The 24,841-nt window shown below is 54.5% G+C and carries 26 protein-coding genes, 1 other RNA gene and 1 pseudogene; 18 read left to right on the top strand and 10 right to left on the bottom strand.

What is annotated here, in order from left to right:
* Nucleotides 1-190: 190 nt before the first annotated feature.
* The 4 genes from hupB to K6L24_RS16300 all read left to right on the top strand — a co-directional run bounded on the left by hupB (nt 191) and on the right by K6L24_RS16300 (nt 3,553).
* The gene (hupB, locus tag K6L24_RS16315; protein ID WP_062744954.1) at nt 191-463 is read left to right on the top strand and encodes a nucleoid-associated protein HU-beta; all 273 of its coding nucleotides are present in this window, start codon (nt 191-193) and stop codon (nt 461-463) included.
* A 221-nt stretch (nt 464-684) separates the two neighbouring features.
* Nucleotides 685-2,556 carry a peptidylprolyl isomerase gene (ppiD, locus tag K6L24_RS16310; RefSeq protein ID WP_222681654.1) on the top strand — a complete coding sequence of 624 codons (1,872 nt, stop codon included), beginning with the start codon at nt 685-687 and terminating at the stop codon, nt 2,554-2,556.
* Nucleotides 2,557-2,696: 140 nt separating this feature from the next.
* Nucleotides 2,697-3,035 (top strand): helix-hairpin-helix domain-containing protein, encoded by a 339-nt coding sequence (locus K6L24_RS16305; RefSeq protein WP_222681653.1) that lies wholly within the window; start codon nt 2,697-2,699, stop codon nt 3,033-3,035.
* A 107-nt stretch (nt 3,036-3,142) separates the two neighbouring features.
* Entirely contained in the window at nt 3,143-3,553 is a 411-nt protein-coding gene (locus tag K6L24_RS16300) for an acyl-CoA thioesterase (RefSeq protein ID WP_062744962.1), read from the top strand.
* A gap of 16 nt (nt 3,554-3,569) precedes the next feature.
* On the opposite strand, the gene queC is transcribed toward K6L24_RS16300, so the two are convergent.
* Nucleotides 3,570-4,265, bottom strand: a complete 696-nt coding sequence (gene queC / locus K6L24_RS16295) for a 7-cyano-7-deazaguanine synthase QueC (protein ID WP_062744964.1) — start codon at nt 4,263-4,265, stop codon at nt 3,570-3,572.
* Nucleotides 4,266-4,451: 186 nt separating this feature from the next.
* Nucleotides 4,452-5,252 carry an AraC family transcriptional regulator gene (locus tag K6L24_RS16290; RefSeq protein WP_240343622.1) on the bottom strand — a complete coding sequence of 267 codons (801 nt, stop codon included), beginning with the start codon at nt 5,250-5,252 and terminating at the stop codon, nt 4,452-4,454.
* A 91-nt stretch (nt 5,253-5,343) separates the two neighbouring features.
* On the opposite strand from K6L24_RS16290, the gene K6L24_RS16285 reads away from it, so the two are divergent.
* Genes K6L24_RS16285 through K6L24_RS16275 form a run of 3 tightly spaced genes read left to right on the top strand, consistent with a single transcriptional unit; the run spans nt 5,344 to nt 7,728 of the window.
* The gene (locus K6L24_RS16285; protein WP_222681652.1) at nt 5,344-6,069 is read left to right on the top strand and encodes a type 1 glutamine amidotransferase; all 726 of its coding nucleotides are present in this window, start codon (nt 5,344-5,346) and stop codon (nt 6,067-6,069) included.
* Nucleotides 6,070-6,124: 55 nt separating this feature from the next.
* Nucleotides 6,125-6,745: a LysE family translocator gene (locus tag K6L24_RS16280; protein ID WP_222681651.1), complete on the top strand. Its 621-nt coding sequence runs from the start codon at nt 6,125-6,127 to the stop codon at nt 6,743-6,745.
* 56 nt (nt 6,746-6,801) lie between these two features.
* A complete protein-coding gene (locus K6L24_RS16275) occupies nt 6,802-7,728 on the top strand; it encodes a right-handed parallel beta-helix repeat-containing protein (protein WP_222681650.1) in 927 nt (308 codons plus the stop codon).
* Here the strand turns inward: K6L24_RS16275 and K6L24_RS16270 are convergent.
* A complete protein-coding gene (locus tag K6L24_RS16270) occupies nt 7,721-9,421 on the bottom strand; it encodes an SgrR family transcriptional regulator (RefSeq protein ID WP_222681649.1) in 1,701 nt (566 codons plus the stop codon). The two genes, K6L24_RS16275 and K6L24_RS16270, sit on opposite strands and share 8 nt — an antisense overlap.
* A 102-nt stretch (nt 9,422-9,523) precedes the next feature.
* Between K6L24_RS16270 and cof the strand changes: the two genes are divergently transcribed.
* Nucleotides 9,524-10,342 carry an HMP-PP phosphatase gene (gene cof, locus K6L24_RS16265; protein WP_062745366.1) on the top strand — a complete coding sequence of 273 codons (819 nt, stop codon included), beginning with the start codon at nt 9,524-9,526 and terminating at the stop codon, nt 10,340-10,342.
* A 47-nt stretch (nt 10,343-10,389) separates the two neighbouring features.
* Here the strand turns inward: cof and K6L24_RS16260 are convergent, their stop codons facing one another.
* Nucleotides 10,390-11,319, bottom strand: a complete 930-nt coding sequence (locus K6L24_RS16260) for a DMT family transporter (RefSeq protein WP_187509924.1) — start codon at nt 11,317-11,319, stop codon at nt 10,390-10,392.
* 105 nt (nt 11,320-11,424) lie between these two features.
* Between K6L24_RS16260 and K6L24_RS16255 the strand changes: the two genes are divergently transcribed.
* The 5 genes and pseudogenes from K6L24_RS16255 to amtB all read left to right on the top strand — a co-directional run bounded on the left by K6L24_RS16255 (nt 11,425) and on the right by amtB (nt 17,359).
* Nucleotides 11,425-11,898, top strand: a complete 474-nt coding sequence (locus tag K6L24_RS16255; protein ID WP_275065371.1) for an Lrp/AsnC family transcriptional regulator — start codon at nt 11,425-11,427, stop codon at nt 11,896-11,898.
* Nucleotides 11,899-11,922: 24 nt separating this feature from the next.
* Nucleotides 11,923-13,692 carry a SmdA family multidrug ABC transporter permease/ATP-binding protein gene (locus tag K6L24_RS16250; RefSeq protein ID WP_062744984.1) on the top strand — a complete coding sequence of 590 codons (1,770 nt, stop codon included), beginning with the start codon at nt 11,923-11,925 and terminating at the stop codon, nt 13,690-13,692.
* Nucleotides 13,685-15,428 (top strand): annotated as a pseudogene (locus tag K6L24_RS16245) (SmdB family multidrug efflux ABC transporter permease/ATP-binding protein). Before K6L24_RS16250 ends, K6L24_RS16245 begins: the two are co-directional and overlap by 8 nt.
* A gap of 271 nt (nt 15,429-15,699) precedes the next feature.
* Nucleotides 15,700-16,038, top strand: coding sequence for a P-II family nitrogen regulator (glnK, locus tag K6L24_RS16240; RefSeq protein ID WP_007886947.1), 339 nt, complete (start codon nt 15,700-15,702; stop codon nt 16,036-16,038).
* Nucleotides 16,039-16,057: 19 nt separating this feature from the next.
* On the top strand, nt 16,058-17,359 hold the full coding sequence (gene amtB / locus K6L24_RS16235; RefSeq protein ID WP_118664527.1) for an ammonium transporter AmtB: 1,302 nt from the start codon (nt 16,058-16,060) through the stop codon (nt 17,357-17,359).
* A gap of 81 nt (nt 17,360-17,440) precedes the next feature.
* Here amtB and tesB read toward each other — a convergent pair whose 3' ends face one another.
* Nucleotides 17,441-18,301, bottom strand: a complete 861-nt coding sequence (gene tesB / locus K6L24_RS16230) for an acyl-CoA thioesterase II (protein ID WP_062744990.1) — start codon at nt 18,299-18,301, stop codon at nt 17,441-17,443.
* A gap of 227 nt (nt 18,302-18,528) precedes the next feature.
* Here tesB and K6L24_RS16225 point away from each other — a divergent pair, with 227 nt between their 5' ends.
* Complete coding sequence (locus K6L24_RS16225; protein ID WP_062744992.1) at nt 18,529-19,086, top strand: YbaY family lipoprotein; 558 nt, start codon at nt 18,529-18,531, stop codon at nt 19,084-19,086.
* A 28-nt stretch (nt 19,087-19,114) separates the two neighbouring features.
* On the opposite strand, the gene K6L24_RS16220 is transcribed toward K6L24_RS16225, so the two are convergent.
* Entirely contained in the window at nt 19,115-19,429 is a 315-nt protein-coding gene (locus K6L24_RS16220; RefSeq protein ID WP_062744994.1) for an MGMT family protein, read from the bottom strand.
* A gap of 134 nt (nt 19,430-19,563) precedes the next feature.
* On the opposite strand from K6L24_RS16220, the gene ffs reads away from it, so the two are divergent.
* Nucleotides 19,564-19,660, top strand: an RNA gene (gene ffs / locus K6L24_RS16215) — signal recognition particle sRNA small type.
* A gap of 60 nt (nt 19,661-19,720) precedes the next feature.
* On the opposite strand, the gene K6L24_RS16210 is transcribed toward ffs, so the two are convergent.
* The 3 genes from K6L24_RS16210 to K6L24_RS16200 all read right to left on the bottom strand — a co-directional run bounded on the left by K6L24_RS16210 (nt 19,721) and on the right by K6L24_RS16200 (nt 20,850).
* The gene (locus K6L24_RS16210) at nt 19,721-19,939 is read right to left on the bottom strand and encodes an HHA domain-containing protein (protein ID WP_004156337.1); all 219 of its coding nucleotides are present in this window, start codon (nt 19,937-19,939) and stop codon (nt 19,721-19,723) included.
* Nucleotides 19,940-19,968: 29 nt separating this feature from the next.
* Nucleotides 19,969-20,349 (bottom strand): Hha toxicity modulator TomB, encoded by a 381-nt coding sequence (gene tomB, locus K6L24_RS16205; protein ID WP_062744996.1) that lies wholly within the window; start codon nt 20,347-20,349, stop codon nt 19,969-19,971.
* 147 nt (nt 20,350-20,496) lie between these two features.
* Nucleotides 20,497-20,850: a hypothetical protein gene (locus tag K6L24_RS16200; protein WP_062744998.1), complete on the bottom strand. Its 354-nt coding sequence runs from the start codon at nt 20,848-20,850 to the stop codon at nt 20,497-20,499.
* Between the two features lie 412 nt (nt 20,851-21,262).
* Here K6L24_RS16200 and K6L24_RS16195 point away from each other — a divergent pair, with 412 nt between their 5' ends.
* From K6L24_RS16195 to K6L24_RS16185, 3 genes are read left to right on the top strand one after another with little or no spacing between them, the layout of a single operon-like run.
* The gene (locus K6L24_RS16195) at nt 21,263-21,952 is read left to right on the top strand and encodes a metal ABC transporter ATP-binding protein (RefSeq protein ID WP_118665845.1); all 690 of its coding nucleotides are present in this window, start codon (nt 21,263-21,265) and stop codon (nt 21,950-21,952) included.
* Nucleotides 21,949-22,818 (top strand): metal ABC transporter permease, encoded by an 870-nt coding sequence (locus tag K6L24_RS16190; protein ID WP_062745000.1) that lies wholly within the window; start codon nt 21,949-21,951, stop codon nt 22,816-22,818. The genes K6L24_RS16195 and K6L24_RS16190 overlap by 4 nt, the downstream gene beginning before the upstream one ends.
* Nucleotides 22,815-23,693 carry a metal ABC transporter substrate-binding protein gene (locus K6L24_RS16185; RefSeq protein WP_062745002.1) on the top strand — a complete coding sequence of 293 codons (879 nt, stop codon included), beginning with the start codon at nt 22,815-22,817 and terminating at the stop codon, nt 23,691-23,693. Before K6L24_RS16190 ends, K6L24_RS16185 begins: the two co-directional genes overlap by 4 nt.
* Before the next feature lie 40 nt (nt 23,694-23,733).
* Here K6L24_RS16185 and K6L24_RS16180 read toward each other — a convergent pair whose 3' ends face one another.
* Nucleotides 23,734-24,765, bottom strand: a complete 1,032-nt coding sequence (locus K6L24_RS16180; RefSeq protein WP_062745004.1) for a hypothetical protein — start codon at nt 24,763-24,765, stop codon at nt 23,734-23,736.
* Nucleotides 24,766-24,841 lie beyond the last annotated feature (76 nt).

Genomic DNA, 24,841 nt, shown 5'->3' with positions numbered 1-24,841 from the left:
GGCAAGTGAATTGGTGCTTGCCAGCCTTTTTTTGTGCCGCTAAGTTAGGGGGCTGTTAAGTCAGTGATGGCAGAGGCTGTCGGGCAGTAAGGCTCAACGGGTCCGGTTGAATGGCAATAACAAATGATGCACGCACGTGTCCGGCAGAAAGTCCGTTCACGATGTATAAAATAAAAGAGGGGATGATTGAGTGAATAAGTCACAGTTGATCGACAAAATTGCTGCAAACGCCGATATTTCCAAAGCTGCAGCGGGACGTGTATTAGATGCATTTATCGGTTCAGTCACTGAATCACTGCAGGCTGGCGATGAAGTGGCGCTGGTCGGCTTCGGTACCTTCTCTGTGCGTGAGCGCGCCGAGCGTACCGGGCGTAATCCGCAGACCGGCAAAGAAATTACCATTGCTGCGGGTAAAGTGCCGGGCTTCCGTGCCGGTAAAGCGCTGAAAGACTCTGTAAATTAAATGTATTAAGCCGTCGCAGAAGCAGATTTCTTCGGCGTATTGAGGATCGCCAACGCGTTCTCATGTAACATACGGGGCACATCAGCATCTTGATGTGCCTTTTTTATGTTTGATTGACAAACGCGTGCTGCGGTTGTCTAAAATGGCTGAGTGCGTCCTCGGGAACGCGGGACGGCAGCGCAAGGTTATACATTCACACTACAGCGGAGTGTTGTCACACCATGATGGACAATTTACGCGCGGCGTCGAACCATGTCGTGCTCAAGATTTTACTGGGCTTGATCATCCTTTCCTTTGTCCTTACCGGTGTAGGCGGGTATCTGACAGGTGGCAACGGTGATTACGCCGCGAAAGTAAACGGCCAGGAAATCAGCCGTGCGCAGCTTGAGCGTGCTTTCAGCAGCGAACGTGCGCGTCAGCAGCAGATGCTGGGCGAGCAGTTCTCGGCTCTGGCGGGTAACGAAGGTTACATGCAACAGATCCGTCAGCAGGCCCTGTCACAGCTGATTGACGAAGTGTTACTTGACCAGTATGCCAAAGATATTGGCCTGGCTATCAGTGACGATCAGATTAAACAGGCGATTTTCACCCAGCCGGCCTTCCAGACGGAGGGTAAATTTGATAACGCCAAGTACATGAGCATTATCAGCAACATGGGCTTCTCTGCCGATCAGTACGCCGAGGCTCTGCGCAAGCAGTTGACCACTCAGCAGCTGATTCAGTCTGTGACCGGTACGGATTTCGTGCTGGGTAACGAAACCGATTCTCTGGCCGCGCTGGTTTCTCAGCAGCGTCTGGTGCGTGATGTGACCATCAATGTTAATGCCCTGGTGGCAAAGCAGACCGTCACGCCGGAAGGGGTTAACAGCTACTATGAGCAGAATAAAAACAGCTTTATGTCACCTGAACAGTTTCGTGTGAGCTACATTAAGCTGGATGCTGCCGCGATGCAGCAACCGGTGAGCGAGAGCGACATTCAGGCCTGGTACGATCAGCATCAGCAGGATTACACCCAGCCGCAGCGTAATCGTTACAGCATCATTCAGACGAAAACTGAAGCGGAAGCGCAATCAGTTCTGGACGCGCTGAAACAGGGCGGCGACTTTGCAGCCCTGGCGAAAGAAAAATCTGCCGACCCGATCTCTGCCCGCAATGGCGGTGATATGGGATGGCTGGAACCTGACACGACGCCAGACGAACTGAAAGACGCGGGGCTGAAAGACAAAGGCCAGCTTTCTGGCGTGATTAAATCCTCTGTTGGCTTTATTGTCGCCCGTCTTGATGATACTCAGGCAGAAAAAGTAAAAACGCTGGCTGAAGTACATGATGACATCGCTGCTAAAGTGAAGCAGGAAAAAGCGGTAGATGCTTACTATAAACTGCAGCAGAAAGTTAGCGATGCTGCCAGCAATGACAATGAGTCGCTGGCCAGTGCAGAGCAGGCTGCTGGGGTGAAAGCAGTAGAAACGGGCTGGTTTAATCATGACAACCTGCCTGCCGAGCTGAACTTTAAAGCCGTACAGGACGCGATCTTTAACGGTGGTCTGGTCGGGGAAAACGGTTCTCCGGGCAGTAACTCAGACGTGATCACCGTCGATGGCGACCGTGCTTTCGTGCTGCGTATTAGCGAACATAAGCCAGAGGCAGTTAAACCGCTAAATGAAGTGACTGCGCAGATCACAGATACGCTGAAACAGCAGAAAGCACAGCAGGAAGCGAAAGCCCAGGCTGACAAACTTCTGGCTGCGCTGAAAGCGGGCAAAGGCGATGAGGCACTGAAGGCGGCGGGTCTGAGCTTCGGACCTCAGCAGACACTGTCCCGAACCGGACAGGACGCTTTGTCTCAGGCGGCCTTTACGCTGCCGTTGCCTTCTGAAGGTAAGCCTTCCTTTGGCATCAGCGAAGATGCACAGGGTAACGTCGTGGTCATGGCACTGGATAAAGTTCAAAAAGGGACCATGCCGGAAGCACAGAAGCAGGCGCTAGTCCAGGGCATAACTCAGAACAATGCCCAGCTGGCTTTTGCTGCCATGTTAAGCAATCTGCGCAAAGACGCTAAAATCAAATACGGTGCGGCTGCACAGGCACAGTAAGCCTCGCAAAGTCACTGCAACTGATTGCAACATCCAAAGGCCGCTTATGCGGCCTTTTCCAATTTTGTAATCCGCCGTTTGCCGGGTTGCCGCCATCACGTTAGGGTGGCCGTGCTGTCTAACACATGGAGGAAAACAGCATGTTTAATCGCACTTTGCAGGCCCTGACATTGGTATTATCAGCCGGTCTGTTTTTGCCGGGAATCGCTGGTGCTGAACCGGTAGCGGAGAAGCCCGCGACTGTACAGGCGGTACCGGAAACAGACGCTATCAGCCCGTCAACGTCACAGGTCAGTATTAACAGTGCCAGCGCCGAGGAGCTGGCGGCGGCACTGAATGGGGTAGGAATTAAAAAAGCGGAGTCTATCGTCAGCTACCGTGAAAAATACGGCCCTTTTACTCAGCTTGAGCAGTTAAAAGAGGTGCCGGGGATGGGCAATAAGCTGGTTGAGCGCAATCTGTCATCGCTGAAATTGTGATCTATCTCCAGTCACGGCTATCTGCGCAGCACATTGTGCGGACAGACTGCTAATCTCTCAGAGGTCATACCAGTTGGTATGGCCTTTTCTATTTATGAGGATCCTTTATGCAGACCACCATCAAAGTTCGCGGCTATCATCTGGATGTTTATCAGCATGTGAATAATGCCCGCTATCTTGAGTTTCTTGAGGAGGCCCGGTGGGCCTGGCTGGAACAGAGTCGGGCATTTCACTGGATGAATGAGCGCGGTCTGGCCTTTGTGGTGGTGAATATTAATATTAACTATCGCCGCCCGGCGGTGATGGGGGATGTGCTGAATATCGACAGCCAACTGATGACGCTGGGCGGAAAAAGCGGGGTGATTGACCAGCGGGTGTCACTGCAGTCCGATGGCAGTGCGATTTCCGATGCGCTGTTGACCTTTGTCTGCATCGATCTGAAATCGAAAAAAGCCCTGCCGCTGGAAGGTGAGCTGAAGGCCCACCTTGAAACCCTGAACGCCGGGGCAGGGGCCTGACCGGTTTCGCGATGGGTTACACCAACCCGGTTTTGGTTTTCATTGCCTGCATCACAGTGGCCGGATGCTGCTGATACGCCTGCAGGCCATTGGCACGGAGATGACATGCCGCACAGGTACCGCAACCGTCGCCCTGAATGCCGTTATAGCAGGTCAGCGTCTGATGACGGATTAGCGGAAGCTGCTGCCAGTAGTCGGCCAGCGCCCAGGTCTCTGCCTTATTCAGCCACATCAGCGGTGTTTCGAAGCGGATGTCTCGCGCCATACCGAGACTGACGGCGTGATTGAGCGCCTTCACAAACTCGTCGCGACAGTCCGGATAACCGGAAAAATCGGTTTCGCAGACACCGGTAATCACCGCCTCGGCTTCAATCTGCCAGGCATAAATGGCTGCAAGGGTTAAAAAGAGGATATTGCGACCCGGTACGAAGGTGCTGGGCAGGCCGCTGGCATCCGGTTCGTAGGCAGGCACCGGGATGTTATCACGCGTCAGACTGCTGACGGCCAGCTCGTTAAGCATGGTCACATCCAGCACTTTATGCGCCCGCGCGCCGAGCGCGTGCGAAAGTTCCCGGGCAACATCGATTTCCGCACGGTGACGCTGGCCATAATCGAAGGTGACGCAATGTACCTCGTCATACTGCTGTAACGCCTGAATCAGACAGGTTGTTGAGTCCTGACCACCGCTGAATACCACCACTGCACGTTTCATACTTTACCTTCCCGGTTAATTTCTGCTGGCTATGGTAATACCTTGCGGTTCAGAAAGGTATCCCTTGTGCCGCCCGGGCGGGTGTGCAGTTGTGTGTGATGTCAATCAGGGAAGGGAGGTGTCAGATATGCAGCGGCGGCAAATAAGGTGTATCTGCCAGGGGTAAAGACCAGGCATGGGCCAGGACTAAGGAAGAAAATTGCGCGGCGTTGAATGCAGAAGGGAACGAAATGCAGCAGTGAACGCCGCCGGGCATGAGAAACCAAGCTGGTAAGCGACCTGTTTAACGGAGAGGCCATTGGCGAGAAGATCTAACGAAGCACAAATTCTTGCTCTTTGCTTCCAGGTCCTGAAACTGAACCCCGTGTCCTTAATGAACAGCCGCGAAAAGGTACGTTCAGACATGTTGGCGATAAAGGCCAGATCGCTCAGAGAGGCTTCCCAGCGATGGCTGACCAGTAACTCTCTCGTGGCGCAAAATAAGCGCTCATCATTTGGCACAGGCAACTCGGTAGCGAGGGGAGTTGCCTCACTGAGAATTTCCAAAATCAACAGCGCCATTTTACGCTGACTCGGGCCACTGTAGTCAGCATCGAAAAGCCCGGCTATCAACTCTTTCACCAGTGCTGTGGCTGTAATGACATGCACATGGTTACTTTTCGTGAAGTTCGGGCATTCTGCGATAAGACTGCGGCTGAAATAAATGGCCCGTAAGTCAGTATGGGAGAGCAGGTTGTAGCTGTGAATCTGGAGAGGCGGAAGCCACAGTGCACGCTGAGGGGGGATCACCCAACGATTGCCTTCTGTTTCAACCAGCATAACGCCTCTGGTCGCAAATAAGAGTTGTCCTTCAATATGATGATGAGGAGGATCGGTCTCTCCACGTTGATAGCTTATGGAGGTGCCAGACCAGCCTGTCGCATCGTCATGTCTTGGCGCTTTATCTATGCTACCTGGCATTTTAAATTCTGTTCCTGCACTTATCATCATTAAGTCGGACTCATCCGATCGGTCAATATCCTGAAAGGGTGAGGCTTGAAAATTAAGGTTATCATAAGCATCAGAGGAGCATATTAAAATGCACGTACATTTCCTCATCCATGAAAGTTTTGAGGCACCGGGTGCCTGTGAGAGCTGGGCCAGGAACCAGGGCCATCACGTGACCTGTTCCCGGGTTTATGAAGGCGAGGCGCTACCGTCCAGCGTGGAGAACATTGATTTTTTGATCGTCATGGGCGGGCCACAGGATCCGGCCACCACGCCGGAAGAGTGCCCACATTTTGATGCGAAAGCGGAGCAGGCTTTCATCGCGGCCGCGATTCACGCCAGAAAAGCCGTTATCGGTATCTGCCTGGGTTCCCAGCTGATCGGTGAGGCGCTCAAGGCTCCTTTCGCACACAGCCCGGAAAAAGAGATCGGCAAATTTCCCGTCTCTCTGACGGAAGCCGGGCGACAGCACCCGCTGTTTACGCATTTCGGTCACTCGCTTGAGGTCGGGCACTGGCATAACGATATGCCAGGCCTGACACCCGATGCCACCCTTATCGCTTACAGCGAAGGGTGCCCGCGCCAGATCGTCGCGTACAGCGATCTGGTTTACGGTTTTCAGTGCCACCTGGAGCTGACTGCGGAAGTGGTTGAACGACTGATTGCACATTCTGAAAAGGATCTGAGCCGGGCAGCTGAATTTCGCTTTGTGCAGACCCCAGCGGAGCTGCGAGCCCTTGATTACCGGGAGATGAATCAGGCACTGTTCACATTCCTGGATAAGCTGGCCGAACGTTACTGCCAGAGCCGCCAGTAACCCACTCCCTGCGCAGGGAGAAACCCTACTTAATGATGACAGAGCAGGTAAAAAAATGACTGACTCACCCGTCGCCCTGATGACCATCGCCGGCGCTATTCTGCTGGGGGCCATGAGTCCCGGGCCCAGTTTCATCATGATAGCCCGGACGGCCGTGGTTTCCTCACGTCTCAGTGCGCTGGCTGCCGCCGCTGGCATGGGCGTAGGGTGCATGATTTTTTCAGTCATTGCACTGGCCGGGCTGCATTCGCTGCTGACACTGGTGCCCTGGCTGTATACCGCGCTTAAAACCGCCGGCGGCGTTTACCTTCTCTGGCTGGGCGGCAACATGCTTTTCAGGACGGGCGACAGGGTGGCCTCAAGTCTGGTGGGCAATAACGCCCGGGGCCCGCGCCGCGCGTTTCTTACCGGCATGGCGACTCAGCTCAGTAATCCGAATACGGCGATCGTGTTCGGCAGTATTTTTGCTGCCTTACTCAGTCAGCATATTTCGCCTTATCTGTATCTGGTGCTGCCCATCATGGCGTTCTGCATCGATGCGCTCTGGTATGGTTTGGTGGCATGGCTGCTGTCGGCTGAAAGGCCCCGCCAGGTCTACATGAAATACACCTCCTGGCTGGATAAAGTGAGTGGACTGGTGATGGGATATCTGGGGCTACGGCTCATTATGCGATAATTTCTGTCAGTCCGGACTGTCTTCCCTGCCTGTTAGTAAAGTCACTGTGAGCGAAAATGACTGTGAAAGCCCTGTTCCGTTATGCCGGTGTGATTGCTTTCTTCACATTGGCCTGTTACGCCCCCGCAGGGGAGGCTGCAGGCCGTGTGGCATGTCCGGTTACGCACAGCCTGTCTGAATGCATTAAGCGGGTGGCCGATGCCGGTGGCGGCACGGTGCAGCTGGGCAACGGCACCTATTTTCAGGACCGCAGTCTGTTACTGAGCAGCAATGTGGCGCTTGAAGGCAGGGGGCCGGGTACCGTTATCACCTGGCGTCCTGCGGTCAGCAGCACCATTAATGCCCCGCTGCTCTATACCACTGCCGCCATCCACGTCACGATAAAAAATATCAAGCTGGTCGGCACCATTGACCAACGGCCTGACAGTCAGGATCGGAGAAACCATCAGATAGGACTCTTCTTTAACTGTAGTGGGGATCCGACGGCCGGTGAAAAAACCGGTTGCAGTGATATCACCCTGCAGAATGTTGAGGTGGAGAACAGCAGCAACGGGATCCACCTGAAAGGCGTCAGTCGTATAACGGCGACAGACCTGAAGCTGCATAACAACGGCAACACCGAAAAGGACTATTTTCATAATATCTACCTTCGGCGCGTAGCTGATGTTCGGCTGATCCAGACCGGAAAAAACAGCGGCGGTTATTATGCCAGCCCCCGTGGACACGGCATTCGCGGATCGCACATGATCAACGTTTATATGAGCGATCTGACGGTGTATGACAACGCTGATTACGGCATCCATATGGACAGGGTATTTAATGTCAGACTGCATAACCTGCATGTTTATCACAACTGCCTGAGCGGCAAGCCAGGCTGCCAGCAGATCAAATGCTTTGGCCCTCAGTGCGATATCCATCCCAATGCGCCGGCTGAACCGGCACCTGATAGCAGCAGGCCGCTGCAGGAGCCTGTTCTCAGATGATTGCGACGGGCGGGGCAATCCAGGCCCGGGAAAAATCAAACCAGCCCCAGGCGTTCAGGCGGATCCCTTCAACATCTGGGGGCGCGCTGACCTGATAACGATAGTTAAACAGTGGGGTGATCACGGCATCCGCCATCAGCTGCAGATATAACGCCCTGAGACATTGCTGGCGCTGTTCCAGTTCAGGATGAGCCTGTAAATCCTCCAGATGATGCAGCAGTTGCGCCCAGCCGTCCGCCCCGGTCAGTATCGGCCACAGGGGATCCTGGCGCAGCCAGCTCTCAAGGGTAAACACCGGCGCCTCACCGATCAGCCTGTCGCCCATCACCAGATCTGCCTCTGCCAGTGCGGGATAATCCTGCCAGTTCTTGGCTGGGTGGAAATGCAGCGTCAGCTGACAGCCCTGGGTGGCCAGCAGGTGCTTTAACGTTGTCGCCATGGCATGCAGTTCTACCGGCAGGTGGTAATGCAGGCTGAGTCGGGCAGGCAGAGAAACGTCCGGATCAGGCTGCCAGTCAGGAATATGCCAGCCCGGCAGCATTTCCCGGCTGGGAGTGATCAGGCCTTCTTCAAGAGGCAGCGCTTCGATAATGCCAGACTGATGCACCAGCGACATAATATGCCTGGCCTGACGCGCGGATAGTCCGGCACGCCGCCCTCGCGCCAGATAACAAAATCCAAGGCTGATACGCTGGCTGACGGGCTGCAGAGCCTTCAGATCGTGCTGTGCGCCGATGGCAATCTTCACCGGATGACGGCAGCTGGTGCCCAGCCCCGGGTCAAACAGCTGCGGTGCGATCCAGTATTCAATGGCCTGCATCAGGGGGTGTGTGCCGTGATACCAGCCATGGCTTTCCAGGCGCAGTAGCGCCGGGGAGTTCACCATCAAGCGCCAGGGGCCGGCTCCGATATCCGCATTTTCCGGGTGCGGCAGCAGACACGGGACGCTGGCCAGCCGGTGTGCCAGCCAGTAGTCCGGCGTCAGCAGGTCGATACGCAGGCAAAGGGCATGGGCCCGGCTGACCGTCTTAACGCTGGCCAGCAGGCGCTTCCCGCCAGCGCTGGCAAGGATCATCTCCAGCCGCTGTTGCAGTTGTTCAGCGGTGACCGCCTCGCCGTGATGCCAGCGTAACTGAGGGCGCAGAAAGAAGAACCAGCTCAGTCCATCTTCACTGACCTGCCAGTGGTGCGCCAGGTCGGGAACGGCCTCATCTCCTGCCAGACGGCTTAATCCGGCAAAAACCTGCTGGGCCAGATGCTGCTCTGCGCGACCTGGCTGCATCAGCGGACGCAAGGGGTCCAGGGGACGATAATAAGGAATACGCAGCGTAGGCTGGTTGTTCTGCCACTGTCCGCCCATAAACGGCTGAAGCAGCTGGCTGAGCTGCTCCGGAGCAAGCGGTACCATCTGCAGCGCATGCTGCGGCTGGCCGTTATCGAGTTGCTGTAGCATCAGTTCGCTGCGCAGGGTGGCGGGAGATTGCAAGAAGGTCAGACTGCCGCGCCTTCCGCGCCCTGACGTCGCCTGCCAGTTCAGCCATCCGCTCTCCTGCCACTGACGCAGCAGCGTTCGGGCGTGGCGCTCACTGCAAAAACAGCAGGCGGCAATCTCGGCCACGCTGGTCGACTGCGGCTGGCCTGCGCTGTGTTGCCACAGGCGCTGATACTGATTTAACCGATTCAGTTTTCTCATGTCATCCAAACCCGGAACAGTTTAAAAAAAGTATTCACTATTAGTTCCGTAAATGCCAGAGGATACTCAGTGCAGATGAAAACCCCTTCAAGCGGAGAGAAAATGGTGCGTCTTGCTGCATTTGATATGGATGGCACGCTGCTGATGCCAGACCATCAGTTAGGGCAACAAACCCTGCTCAGCCTTCGTGCGCTTCAGGCACATCCCGTGCAGCTGACCTTTGCCACCGGTCGCCATTATCTGGAGATGCAGCCACTGCTACGCAATTACGATCTGCCTGCTTTTCTGATCAGCGGCAACGGGACACGCATCCACGATCCCGCAGGTGAGTTACTGCATGCCAGCGATCTTCCTCCGGCCGTGGCAAGGCAGGTGATCCACAGCCACTGGCATACCCGCGCCAGTCTGCATGTTTTCAATGATAATGGCTGGTTTACGCAGTATGACGTTCCGGAGATTTTACAGGCGCATCAGCTGTCAAATTTCCGCTATCAACTGACCGATTTGCGTACGCTGTCGGAACATCAGGTGACGAAAGCCTGCTTTATTGCGGATTATGAGACGCTTTGTGCGCTGAAAATCCAGCTTCATGAAGCGCTGGGCGATAGCGCCCACCTCTGTTTTTCGGCGCAGGACTGCCTGGAGGTGTTGCCTCTCGACTGTAACAAGGGGGCGGCCCTGGCGCAGCTAACGGATCGGCTGGGTATTCACATGGCAGAGTGCATGGCCTTTGGCGATGCAATGAACGATCTGGAGATGCTGGGAGGCGTGGGGCAGGGTTTTGTGATGCGCAACGCCATGCGTGAACTGAAAGCGAAACTGCCGCATTTACCGGTTATTGGCGACTGTGCGACACAGGGCGTGTCTCATTATCTCAACCACTGGCTTTCCACACCACACCGGGTTTATTCCCCCGAATAATCCGTTTATTGGTCAGTGTGCCGGACCTGGACGTCCGGCTATTTTCTTTAGCGGCGCAGCGCCGCTTTGGTTGTCACCGCCGGCTGTCGGCTGCGTGCACCGCGATACAGCGTCAGCAATATCCCCAGCAGGAAAGGCAACAACAGCAGTAAAGATTCACGGCTGATACTGCTGCCATTCACCTGACTCTCCAGCGCCACCGCAATAAGCGGAAAGACCAGAAAGACCAGTGAAGCCTGGAAAGGTTTTGCCGTCTGTTGCAGAGCAAAGTAAGCCAGAATACCGCCCACGCCGGCCACCACGCCAAGATAGGCAATCGCCATCAGCGCCTCGGGTGCGAAGGCATGGACATCGGGTGATTCCGCCAGCCCGGCTACCGTCAGGAGTATGCCCGCTCCCAGACAGGGCAGGGCGTTATAGCTCAATACGGAAATACCCGCACAGCGCTTTTTACACTGGACGTACATCACCGCGTGAATTAGCACGGCAGCGACCAGCGCCAGGATCCCCTGGATTTGACTCTCTCCGCTGTGGCGGGTTTCGTGCCACAGAATTGTGCTTAGCGCGCCAATACTGATGGCCAGGCCCAGCAGCTGCTGCAGCGATGTTTTTTCACGCAGAAACAGCAGGGAAGCGGCCAGCACTGCCGCAGGCATAGTGGCAAAAATAATGGCTGCCAGGCTGGATGAGGTGTAACGCTCACCGTAGATCATCAGCGTAAACGGAATCGCGAAATAGAACAGCATGACACAGAGCTGAAAACCACGCTGTCCTTGTGGAAACAGTAAAGGTGCCTTTTTATACCCTGCGAGTAACAGCAGCAGCGGGGCAGCACAGAGGAAACGCAGCCCGGTGGCAAAAACGGGTGGAACGGTAGCCACAGTAATTTTCATTGCCATCCAGGTTGTACCCCAGGTGAGGGCGACAGCCGTGAATAATCCAATGATCAACAGGTTACGGTAAGCAGAACGCGGCATTTTCGTCATCCTTGAGTGAGAGACTGCAGGAGAACCAGATTAACGAAATACCCGGGGAAAAGGTTGCTATAATACTACTGTGTTTCTGATGCTATGGAGAAAATTTTGCTACCTATGCCGCTGGATAAAAAAGACAGGTTGCTGTTAAACCTGCTTCAGCAGGATTGTACGCTCTCTCTGCAGGCGCTGGCGGATGCCGTCAGCCTGACCACTACCCCCTGCTGGAAGCGCTTGAAAAGGCTGGAGGATGAAGGCTATATTCGCGGCCGGGTGGCGTTACTCGATGGTGAAAAACTCGGCCTTGGTCTGACTGCTTTTGTCTTGATCAAAACCCAGCAGCACAGCAGCGAATGGTTTAACCAGTTTGTTGATGTGGTTCAGGCTATGCCGGAAGTGATGGGGTTCTACCGCATGGCCGGGGAATATGATTATTTGCTGCGCGTTCAGGTGGCCGATATGAAAAGCTACGATGGCTTTTATAAGCGTCTGGTCAACGGCGTGCCGGGCCTGATCGATGTCACTTCGAGTTTTGCGATGGAAGAGATAAAATACACCACCGCTTTGCCGGTGACGCTTTAACCGGTCGATAATCAGGATATTTTTGTGCGACTTTTTAGCCAACTTAGCTGGTACTTTTTGCGTGAATGGCGCCGTTATCTTGGGGCGGTTTTGCTGTTAATCGTGATTGCCATACTGCAACTCCTGCCACCACATGTGGTGGGCAGGATCGTCGACGGCGTCAGCCGCGACGGCATGACTCACGCTCAGCTGATGATGTGGGTTGGCGTCATGTTGGCCACGGCCATTGTCGTTTATCTGCTGCGCTATGTCTGGCGCGTGCTGCTGTTTGGTGCCTCCTATCAGCTGGCGGTGGAGCTGCGTGAAGATTTTTACCGTCAGCTCAGTCGCCAGCATCCCGGATTCTATTTACGCCACCGGACCGGCGACCTGATTGCACGGGCCACCAATGACGTTGACCGCGTGGTGTTCGCCGCCGGTGAAGGCGTGCTGACGCTGGTCGACTCGCTGGTCATGGGCATGGCAGTGCTGATTGTGATGAGCACGCAAATCAGCTGGCAGCTCACGCTGCTGGCCCTGTTGCCGATGCCGGTAATGGCGCTGGTGATCAAACGCTACGGTGACCAGCTCCATCAGCGCTTTAAGCTGGCCCAGGCGGCATTTTCCTCGCTGAACGATCAGACGCAGGAGAGCCTGAGCAGTATTCGTATGATCAAAGCGTTTGGCCTGGAAGACCACCAGTCCGGGCAGTTTGCTGCCATTGCCAAAGATACCGGAGAGAAAAACCTGCGGGTAGCCCGCGTTGATGCGCGCTTTGACCCTACTATCTATATCGCTATCGGCCTGTCGAATCTGTTGGCTATCGGCGGCGGCAGCTGGATGGTATGGCACGGTACTATGACCCTGGGTCAGCTCACCAGTTTTGTGATGTACCTTGGGCTGATGATCTGGCCGATGCTGGCGCTGGCCTGGATGTTTAACATTGTTGAACGCGGCAGCGCGGCCTGGACCCGAATTAAGGCGCTGCTGGCGGAAGCGCCGGCCGTCGTTGACGGCGATAAAGTGCTGCCGGAAGGCCGGGGCGTGCTGGCGATCTCGGTCAGCGAGTTCTGCTATCCGGGGGCGCAACAGCCTGCGCTGCGCAATCTGCACGTTCGCCTTCAGCCGGGACAGATGCTGGGACTGTGTGGCCCGACCGGTGCGGGGAAAAGTACCTTGCTGAGTCTTATCCAGCGCCACTTTGATATCGACCAGGGCGACATTTGTTATCACGATATTCCGCTGCCACAGCTGCGTCTGGACAGCTGGCGCAGCCGTCTGGCCGTGGTCAGTCAGACCCCCTTCCTCTTCTCCGACAGCGTGGCCAGTAATATTGCACTGGGCCGTCCGGGGGCGACACAACGTGAAATTGAACAGGCCGCCCGTCTCGCTTTTGTCCATGACGATATTTTGCGTTTACCTGAAGGCTATGAGACGGAAGTCGGAGAGCGGGGGGTGATGCTGTCCGGCGGTCAGAAACAGCGGATTTCCATTGCGCGTGCCCTGCTGCTGGATGCGGAAATTCTGGTGCTGGACGACGCACTGTCCGCTGTGGATGGCCGCACCGAGCATCAGATCCTGCATAACCTGCGCAGCTGGGGGGAAGGGCGCACGGTGATCATCAGCGCCCACCGCCTTTCTGCGCTCACCGAAGCCAGTGAGATCCTGGTACTGCAGCACGGCCAGGTGGCGCAGCGCGGCGACCATGAGCAACTGGCGGCAGAACAGGGCTGGTATCGCGATATGTACCGTTATCAACAGCTGGAAGCTGCACTGGACGATGATGAAACAGAACAGGGAGCTGTGCATGGCTAATGTCATCCAACTGTGGCCGACGATCAAACGGCTGCTGTCCTACGGTGCGCCGTGGCGTAAATCCCTGAGCCTGGCGGTACTGATGCTGTGGGTGGCCGCCGCCGCCGAGGTGCTGGGGCCGGTGCTGGTCAGCTACTTTATCGACAACATGGTGGCGAAACACCGCATGCCGGTTGGGCTTGCTGCCGGCCTGGTCGTCAGTTTCCTGTTATTACAATTGCTGGCGGCAGCGCTGCACTACGCTCAGGCACTGCTGTTTAATCAGGCGGCGGTGGGCGTGGTTCAGCGTCTGCGAACTGACGTGATGGATGCGGCGCTGCGCCAGCCCCTGGGAGCGTTTGATACGCAGCCGGTGGGGCAGATTATTTCTCGCGTGACGAATGATACCGAGGTCGTGCGCGACCTGTATGTCACCGTTGTCGCCACCGTACTGCGCAGTGCGGCACTGGTCGGGGCAATGCTGGTAGCGATGTTCAGCCTTGACTGGCGTATGGCGCTGGTGGCGATCACTATTTTTCCGGCCGTGCTGGTGGTGATGCTGATTTATCAGCGTTACAGCACGCCAATTGTGCGCCGCGTCCGCAGCTATCTGGCCGAGATCAACAACGGCTTTAATGAAGTGATCAACGGGATGAGCGTTATCCAGCAATTCCGCCAGCAGGCACGCTTTGGCGAAAGGATGGGCGAGGCCAGCCGTTCACACTATCTGGCGCGGATGCAGACGCTGCGGCTGGACGGCTTCCTGCTGCGGCCGCTGCTCAGTCTTTTTTCAGCGATGATCCTCTGCGGCCTGATGATGCTGTTTGGCTTTACCTCCGTCGGCACGATTGAGGTGGGCGTACTGTATGCCTTTATTAACTACCTCGGGCGATTAAATGAGCCGCTGATCGAACTGACCACCCAGCAGTCGATGTTACAGCAGGCGGTTGTGGCGGGAGAGCGTATTTTTGAACTGATGGACGCGCCGCGTCAGCCCTATGGTGAAGACAGTGAGCCGCTACGCAGCGGCAGCATTGAGATCCGTGATGTGACCTTTGCCTACCGCAGCGGTCGTCCGGTGTTAACCGATATCAACCTGTCGGTGCCCTCGCGCCATTTTGTGGCGCTGGTCGGCCATACCGGCAGCGGAAAAAGTACGCTGGCGAATCTGCTGATGGGCTATTATCCGCTCAGTCAGGGGGAGATTCTGCTGGACGGCCGTCCGCTCGCTTCCCTCAGCCATGCGGCGCTGCGGGGTAGCGTGGCGATGGTACAGCAGGATCCCGTCGTGCTGGCTGACACCTTCTTTGCTAACGTGACCCTGGGGCGCGATATTGGTGAGGACGCTGTATGGCAGGCGCTGGAAACGGTGCAACTGGCCTCTCTGGCGCGTGAACTGCCGGAGGGGATCCATACCCGGCTGGGAGAGCAGGGGAACACCCTCTCTGTCGGGCAGAAGCAACTGCTGGCGATGGCGCGGGTGCTGGTGGCATCGCCGCAAATCCTTATCCTGGATGAAGCCACCGCTAATATTGATTCCGGTACTGAGCAGGCCATTCAGAAAGCGCTGCGGGCGATACGCGAGCGAACGACGCTGGTGGTGATTGCGCACCGGCTCTCCACCATCACCGAGGCAGATACCATTCTGGTGCTGCATCGTGGGCAGGCAGTGGAGCGCGGCAGCCATCAGGCGCTACTGGCAGATGTATCAATTGCAGTTAGCGGGTGAGGAGCTGGCGGCCGCTGAAAACGGCTGAAAGCTTACCGCTGCGCTGCACCAAATACAGGCGATCAAACCCGCGATCATCCCCCAAATGCACTGACTTAACGCACAGCGCACCTTTCTGGTGCGTTTTTTCTATACTCCTCATTGTGCCTCCCTTTTCTGTGTGATCTGTGTCTCAGCTACGGCTCAGACCAGGACTGACTAATCGTCTGAAAAATGCAGATTTTTCAACTCTGGCACAGCGTTTGCTTTAATCATTTCGTGTCGGTGAAACAACCTATTTTTTTACTGGAGGGGATCGTATGAAGCTGGTTACCGTGGTAATCAAACCGTTCAAACTGGAAGACGTGCGTGAAGCACTGTCGTCAATCGGCATTCAGGGTCTTACGGTCACTGAAGTCAAAGGCTTCGGCCGCCAGAAAGGTCATGCAGAACTGTATCGCGGTGCTGAATACAGCGTGAACTTCCTGCCAAAAGTAAAAATTGATATCGCGATTGCAGACGACCAGCTTGATGAAGTGGTCGATGTGATTAGCAAAGCGGCCTACACAGGCAAGATTGGTGACGGGAAGATCTTTGTTGCAGAACTGCAACGGGTCATTCGTATTCGCACCGGCGAAACTGACGAAGCAGCACTGTAATTCGGGGCTCAGAATTATGATGGGATGGGACAAAATGAAAAAAATCGCTAAGTTTGGCCTCGCCGGTGCTGCTTTTTTACCGTCGCTGGCAATGGCCGCTGCGCCTGCAGTTGCTGATAAAGCCGATAATGCCTTTATGATGATCTGCACCGCGCTGGTGCTGTTTATGACAATCCCCGGCATTGCCCTGTTTTACGGCGGCTTGATCCGCGCTAAAAACGTGCTGTCGATGCTGACTCAGGTGGCAATGACCTTCGCCATGGTCTGTGTGCTGTGGATGGTCTACGGCTACTCACTGGCGTTCAGCGAAGGGAATGCGTTCTTCGGTAACTTTAACTGGGCGATGTTGAAAAATATCTCACCGACCGCCGTGATGGGGTCTTACTACCAGTACATTCACGTTGCCTTCCAGGCCTCCTTCGCCTGCATCACCGTGGGGCTGATTGTGGGTGCTATCGCTGAACGTATTCGCTTCTCTGCCTTGCTGATTTTTGTCGTCATCTGGCTGACCTTTGCCTACCTGCCGATTGCGCACATGGTATGGGCAGGTGGTTTCCTCGCTCAGGACGGCGCGCTGGACTTTGCGGGCGGTACGGTTGTACACATCAATGCGGCGGTGGCGGGTCTGGTCGGCGCTTACCTGGTCGGTAAACGAGCCGGTTTTGGTAAAGAGGCGTTCAAACCTCACAACCTGCCGATGGTATTTACCGGTACAGCTATTCTCTACTTTGGCTGGTTCGGCTTTAACGCGGGTTCAGCCAGTGCAGCTAACGAAATTGCCGGCCTGGCATTCCTCAACACCGTGATTGCGACAGCGGGAGCGATGTTAAGCTGGACCTTCGGTGAGTGGGCCTTGCGCGGTAAGCCTTCTCTGCTGGGCGTCAGCTCGGGTGTGATTGCCGGTCTGGTCGCCATCACGCCAGCCTGTGGCTATGTGGGCGTAGGCGGAGCACTGATTATTGGTCTGGTCGGGGGGCTCGCCGGTCTCTGGGGCGTCACCATTCTGAAAAAATGGCTGCGTGTTGACGATCCCTGCGATGTCTTCGGTGTTCACGGCGTCTGCGGTATTGTTGGCTGCATCCTGACCGGTATCTTCGCCTCTTCTTCTCTGGGCGGCGTAGGCTACGCAGAAGGCGTGACCATGGGACATCAGGTCTGGGTACAGCTGTTCAGCGTGGGCCTGACGATTGTCTGGACGGCGGTGGTGGCGTTCGTCGGCTTTAAAGTGGCGGATATGATTGTTGGTCTGCGTGTGCCGGAAGAGCACGAACGTGAAGGGCTGGACGTCAACAGCCACGGCGAGAATGCTTACAACCAGTAAGCGGCTGTCAGCCTGAAAAGGCGGTGCGCAGCAAGCCGAAGAAACAGCGGGCCATCAGGCCCGCTTTTTTTATGGAGCCGGTTAAGATCGCTGGCGGATCACACCTTCCTGCACGGTAGAGGCGACGAGGACGCCCTGCTGATTCCAGAACTCACCGCGTACAAAGCCACGCGCACTGGAGGCAGAGGTGCTCTCTACGCTGTACAGCAGCCATTCGTTCAGGTCGAAAGGGCGATGGAACCACATGGAGTGGTCAATCGTCGCCACCTGCATTCCCGGCTCCAGGAAGCCTTTCCCATGCGGCTGCAGTGAGACAGGCAAAAAGTTAAAGTCTGAAGCATAGCCCAGCAAATACTGATGAATGCGTTTATCTTCCGGCATGGTGCCGTTCGCCCGTAGCCAGGTATAGCGCGCCGGTTCGCTGACGTGGCCTTTTAACGGGTTATGAAACTCAACCGGGCGGATCTCAAAGGGTTTTTCAGAAAGAAATTTATCGCGTGCCTTCTCCGGAATGTAGTGTGCCAGCTGGCGGGCAATCTCCGTCTCGTTGGGCAGATTGTCCGGCCCCGGGACATCAGGCATCTGTTTTTGATGTTCGAAGCCGCTTTCAGGCCCCTGGAAGGAGGCGGTCATATAGAAAATAGGTTTACCGTTCTGTACGGCTTTGACCCGTCGGGCGCTAAAGCTCTGGCCATCACGCAGGTTTTCAACATCATAAATAATGGCTTTCTGACTGTCGCCAGGACGCAGGAAGTAGCTGTGGAAGGAGTGAATAATACGTGCCTGCGGTACCGTCTGTTTCGCTGCATACAGTGCCTGTCCAACCACCTGTCCGCCAAAGACCTGGCGCAGGCCCAGATCTTCACTTTGCCCTCGAAACAGGCCTTCTTCCAGCGTTTCCAAATCCAGCAGATTTAACAAATTTTGCAGCGCCTGGCCCATATGCGGTTCCTCAATAATTTTTCCTTTTCCAGTTTGCGAGATCCGACCAGTTAGCGTCAACGTCTGTTTATGCGATCTGTGGGGGAGGGGGGCAAAAGCAGATTATCAGGGGGTTGCAGGAAAAAATCAGGAACGTGTGCCAGAATTAAAGCTACCCAGGCAGTAGAGAACTGTCTTTTTTGCGGCGTAGTGATGGCCGTAAGCGTTGATTGGAAGGAGAACTATCAATGAAATACTGGCATGTATTAAGTAGTGCGGCGCTGGCTGTAGCCATTTCAGGCTGTGCTGATAAAAGCAAAGATGTGCCGACGCCAACCCTGGGTTCCCAGGTGAACGGGCAGCAGGCGGTGATTAAGCAGCCTAACGTGAGCGGGACAGTCTGGATCCGTCAGAAAGTGGCCCTGCCACCGGATGCCGTGCTGACCGTGACCCTGTCTGATGCCTCTCTGGCAGATGCACCGTCTAAAGTGCTGTCGCAGCGTGCCGTGCGTACCGAAGGCAAGCAGGCTCCGTTCAAATTTACCCTGCCTTTCAACCCGGCAGATGTCCAACCCGGAGCCCGTATTCTGTTAAGCGCAGCGGTGACTGTTGACGGTAAAATGCTGTTCATTACCGACACCGTTAAGCAGGTTGTGACCACGGGCGGGACGGAACAGGATCTGACGCTGGTGCCTGTGCCTTCTATGGCTATGCCAACGCAGAACGGTGCAGCGACCACGTTACCCTCCACGTCACCGACGCAGGTGACTCCGTCTTCAGCCGTTCCGGCGCCGACGTCTCTGTAAAAGATACAGCGCCCCGGAAGGGGCGTTTTTAAGGCTGCCAGCGGTAGCGCTTAAGATCGATATTGCCTTCCGCTGACACTGCGATCCCTTCCTTCAACAGTGCGTTGCGCTGTCTGCTGAGATCGTCACCCGCTAATGAGATCGCCCCTTTCCGGTTAATGACGCGATGCCATGGCAGCTTACTGCCCGCTGGAAGGCGTTTTAACACGCCACCTACCTGACGGGCCGCGCGTGGGGAACCTGCCATATGGGCAATGTCACCGTAGGTGGCAACGGAACCAGGAGGGATCGCGGCGACAATCTGATAGATGCGTTGCTGAAAGCTATCGTTTTCGAAGGTCATGATTATCTCTGCCGAAAGAAATATGCGGCTAATCGTGCAAGAAACCAACGGTCATGAGGGGGTGGCTTGCAATTGGCAAGGGCATCATTGATAATGCCTGCGCTCTGGTTATCCAGGGCACTCAATGGGGGCCCGGTTGGTTCTCCCGCAATGCTAATTTGTGAACTCGGTCAGATCCGGAAGGAAGCAGCCGTAACAGATGACGCGTGTGCCGGGATGTAGCTGGCAGGGCCCCCACCCAATTCTGCCCCCAGCCTCTCTCCACTTCCTCCAGCTTCAGTTGTCACACGCTTAACGAACAAATTTCCATACTGCCACAGGCACTTTGTCATAGAGCTTATTCATTGTCAGCTCAGCCAGGCGATGATCCGCAGCCGAATAGAATACAGCCAGTTCGTCATCAGATAATTCGTATTTGTTTTTTTCGATTACACGCTCAAGCGTGTCGATTGAACGACAGCGTCTCAGGCGCATAAGATAATCAGTTTTCGTTAAAAGTTTGTCTGTCATTATTAAACCGTAGAAAGAGTAATGGGTTACTAAAAGGAATGACTGGCCTGTGTACGTGCCGTTGAACACTCTTCTGCAAAAATGTTGAACAGCCGCTTTGCACATTTCTGCCATCGCTGTAAGTCCTGAACATTAATGCCATAATTACTGAACAATGTGAAAGTGTCATCAAGGTATTCATCAACCTGGCTTATCAGGTCAACATCCTCAATGTGCTTAATTTTGTAATTCATAGTAAAGGCTGCAATATGCTCGATAAGATCATTAAGCTGAAGATTAGCAACAGAAGTAGGATCGTTAACCCAGCCATGATGGCTGTCACCTAATGTCGCCAGGCTTTCATCGTACAGGTTCTCGCATAAGAATTTAAGCTGTGCAATATCATGCCTTCTCGGTGAGTATTCGTCCATCTTTTTCCCCTCCATAGCTTGCGAAACGTGCCATATGACTGCACTTTTAAACAGGGTGTGCCAGGAAGTGATAAATACATCTCAACTATGAATAGTATATACAAAATATAACTTAATTTAATTAGGCGTTAAATGCCTGACTCAATATTACAATTCATCTGACATTTCATGGCGATGGTTATCAGCAAAATCAAACGCCGGAGCTCCTGGGTGATAGCTAAAATTGACTGAATGGTTAGACGTTTCAAAGGCGTCTATATCCAGACAGGCATTGAACGGCTTCCAGCGAAAACGATAGTTAAGTTTATAACGCGATTGCTGCAAATGTTCCAGGGAAATAATTCTGTCGTCGTCGGGAACATATCGCGCATTCTGTGAATACCATTCCAGAGCACCTACAGAATTATCTTCTATTTTGGGAATTATCTGTTGTTTCACACCCATTAATTCTAGTGGGTCAGGAGGAGTTTGACGATATTTTAACGTTATCGTTTTGCGCATTTTTTCCTCACAGAGTTAATTTTTACTAATCAGGGCTATTGTTTCTGACTGTTAATAAAAGCATCTGCTTAATCCAGTGTAGCCTATGGTGATGATTTGTCAGTTGATTATTTTCACCTGAAATGCGCCTTTTGTCACAGCCTTTACGGCTTGTTGAATTTTATTTATATAAAAACGGGCGACTAACCTCACGTACCGTGAAATACCTGGATACATTTTTACTGTGCCGATGAGGCGCTTTTTACGATATTTTAATTGTTATGTTATAACATTTTATCTGGTTTTTTATGAACACATCCCCCATTTTTTTACGTTTCGGTACGCTTATAACCTGCCCGGCATGGCTGCGCGTGGTGCTCACGGCCATTCTGGTAATGATGCTGGTTATGCTGACGTGGTGGGCGGCGAGCTGATGATCCTGTTGAATCAACTGGTGGTAGGCTACCAGCATCGTGCTGTAACCCCCCCGCTGTCAGGAACATTTAGCCACGGCAGCATGACGGCATTAGTGGGGGCCAATGGATGCGGTAAGTCAACACTGCTGAAAACGTTGTGTGGAATGCTTCCAGCCATCAGTGGCTCCTTTCGTTATTCCCTACCGCGTCCGACCGTGGCCTGGCTGCCACAGCATTCCGAACTTGAAAAGAGCTTTCCACTCACGGTGTTTGATCTGGTCGCGATGGGATTCTGGCGTCGCTGTGGCTGGTTTCGCGGCATTTCCAGGCAGCAGAGGGAGGAGGCTCTGGTCGCGCTGGAACGCGTCAACATGTTGCCTTTTGTCAATGCCGCACCCGGCACCCTGTCGGGCGGTCAGCTACAGCGCGTTTTATTTGCCCGTCTGCTGATTCAGGATGCCGGATTGCTGCTGCTTGATGAACCCTTCACTGGAGTCGACAGCGATACCACAGCGTTGCTGCTGGCGCTGCTGGCAGAGCGCCATCGTGCGGGATGTACATTGATTGTCGTTCTGCATGATATGGCGACGGTGGCGGAACATTTCCCACAGGTATTACGCCTGAAGGATCAGCATTGTGAATGGTCGTGCCGCGACAGCGGCGTAACCGGACTGGATTTCGTTCGCAATGCAGGGAGCCGGATATGATGCTGATACAACCTTTCATCGAGTTCGGTTTTATGCGCCGTGCACTGATCGCCTGCGTGGCGTTGTCGCTCAGTGCTACACCGCTGGGAGTTTTTCTTCTGCTGCGCCGCATGAGTCTGGTCGGCGACGCATTATCACATGCCGTGCTGCCCGGTGCCGCTATAGGTTATCTGCTTTCCGGGCTCTCGCTGGTGGCGATGGGTATTGGTGGGGCAATTGCCGGACTGACGGTCGCCCTGTTGTCGGGCGCGGTAAGCCGCTATACGCCACTGCGTGAGGATGCCAGTTTTGCAGGTTTCTATCTCGGCTCGCTGGCGCTGGGCGTCACTCTGGTCTCCTTACGCGGTTCCAGCGTTGATCTGCTGCACGTTCTGTTTGGGTCGCTTCTGGCGGTCGATACTCCCTCTATTGTGCTGGTCAGTACCATCAGCAGCGTGTCTTTGCTGATTTTAGCTCTTATCTACCGACCACTGGTGATCGATGCTTTCGACCCAACTTTTTTACGCGCCCAGAACCGCTGGACCTCGCCGCTGGTGCACGGCATTTTTCTTGTGCTGGTGGTGGTGAATCTGGTCGCCGGGTTTCAGGTGCTCGGCACGCTGATGAGTGTCGGCCTGATGATGCTACCGGCCGCCAGTGCGCGCTTCTGGAGTCGCCATCTTTCCGGCACGCTGGCCGCCGCAATGATTCTGGCGACTATCGCCAGCTTCAGTGGTCTCTATGCCTCTTTTTATCTCTCATTACCTGCCGGGCCCGCTGTGGTGCTCAGTGCTGCAATTTTGTTTTTTATTTCTATTTTAATCGGGCCTTGCGGCGGCATTTTTGCCGGACGCAAAACATTGTCTATGGCAAAGGAGTCAAAATGAAAAAATTACCTTTAGTGCTGGCAGTGTCAGCAGTAATGGCCACCCCGTTAGCGATGGCAAAGACCGTGGAAGCGGTAGCCAGCTTTACCGTGCTGGCTGATATCGTAAAGAATGTCGGCGGTGAGCATGTGGTGGTAAAAAGTCTGGTGGGGCCAAATGGCGATCCGCATAGCTTCGAACCCACACCGAAAGACAGTCAGGCGCTCGCAAAGGCTGATCTTGTTTTTGTCAGTGGACTGGGTATGGAAGGGTGGATGGACCGTCTGATTTCGGCATCCGGCTATAAAGGGCAGACGGTTGTGGCTTCCAGCGGCATTAATACCCGCACCATGGAAGAAGATGGCAAGACCATCACCGATCCCCATGCCTGGAACAGTATGCAGAACGGTGTGACTTATGCCACTAACGTGATGAATGCACTGATTGCCGCCGATCCGCAGGATGCAGATTATTTCCGTCAGCACGGAAATGCGTATATTGCACAGCTGAAGCAGTTGGATGGCTGGGCGCAAAAGGCGTTCAGTGTGATACCGGTGGAAAAACGGAAAGTGCTGACCAGTCACGATGCTTTTGGCTACTTTGGACATCGGTACGGTGTGAAATTCCTGTCACCGGTAGGTTTTTCAACGGAGTCTGAGGCCAGTGCCTCTGATGTCGCTGCACTGATCAGGCAGCTAAAGCATGAGAAAATCCATGCGTACTTTATTGAAAATCAGACTGATCCGCGACTGGTTCAACAAATTGCTGCCTCCGGTGGGGCAACCTCCGGTGGGGAGCTTTATCCGGAAGCCTTAACAGCCCGTGGGGGAGCGGCTGACAGTTATATCAACGCCTTTAAACATAATGTGAATGCGATGGTCAGCAGTATGAAGTAAGGATTTTACTGACAGCCCCCTGAGCCGGGGGGGCTAAAAATCAGAAGGTACGGTGATAGTTCACCAGTGGCAGAACCGGAACGGCGGCGTTGGCGGCGATATTGATGACCCCAATTTGCAGTCCCTCAAGGTGTTGAGTCGCGTTAATCAGACCAAACTGAAAGGAGGTGGTATCGGCATAGTTAAAGGCGCCAATATCAGTGCTGCTTTCCCCGGCGGAAAAATTAACCGCGCCGAAATTAAGCCCGTTAACGTGATGAGAGACGTTGACCACGCCCAGATTAGCGCCTTCCACATCGCGGGAAATATTGACCGCGCCCAGGTTCATCCCTGTCACATTATGCGCCATGCTCACCAGCCCGACGTTGGCCCCCGTAATGTCTCCCGAATAGTTAAAGGGAGCTAAATTTGCCCCAGTAATACTGCCGGAAACGTTGACGAGGCCAAGATTGAGACCGTTGATATCACCTTCACTCCAGTTGCCCAGCGCGCCAACATTGACGCCGTTCACATTCCCGGAGTGGTTCAGGATGCTGACATTCACCCCTGCCGTATCCTGCTGAGTCCAGTTAAAGGGGGCTACATTAACGCCATTCACCTGTCCGGTCGTGTCATTAGCAATGGCGCCAAGATTGACACCGTTCACGTCGCCCGTGGCAGTAAACACCCCGAGGTTTACCCCGTTAATACTTTTCGCCTCGCTGTAAATTCCCAGGCTCGCACCGTACAGATCGCCGACACGGTTAACGACACCCAGGTTGAAACCATTGTCTTCACCGCCGTGCCAGTTAAACAGGCTGATTGCGGCACCATTCATGCCATGCCGGATACGAGAGCCCGCTATCACGCCAAGCTGCAAACCGTTGAGCTGATCGAGCTGATCATAACCGAGAACAGGCAGATCCAAACCGCTGACGGTACCCGTATCGCTATAAAACAGCGTACCGTGAAAGCCATTCACTTCGGTGTCTTTCGGCAGGTTGCTGTACGCCGAAAGCTGGATGGGCGTGGCATGGCCTGCAACAGAATAGATCGCACATGTGCATAATAGAGCGAATGTTGAACGTTTCATTTGATGTCCCTATTAAAGTATTACCCGTAACATTACTAATGCCTGACTCTTTATTTGCTTTTTTAAGCTACTGATT

The organism is Erwinia persicina (assembly GCF_019844095.1).
GTDB classification, from domain to species: domain Bacteria; phylum Pseudomonadota; class Gammaproteobacteria; order Enterobacterales; family Enterobacteriaceae; genus Erwinia; species Erwinia persicina.
This window is presented reverse-complemented; position numbering and strand designations above follow the sequence as displayed.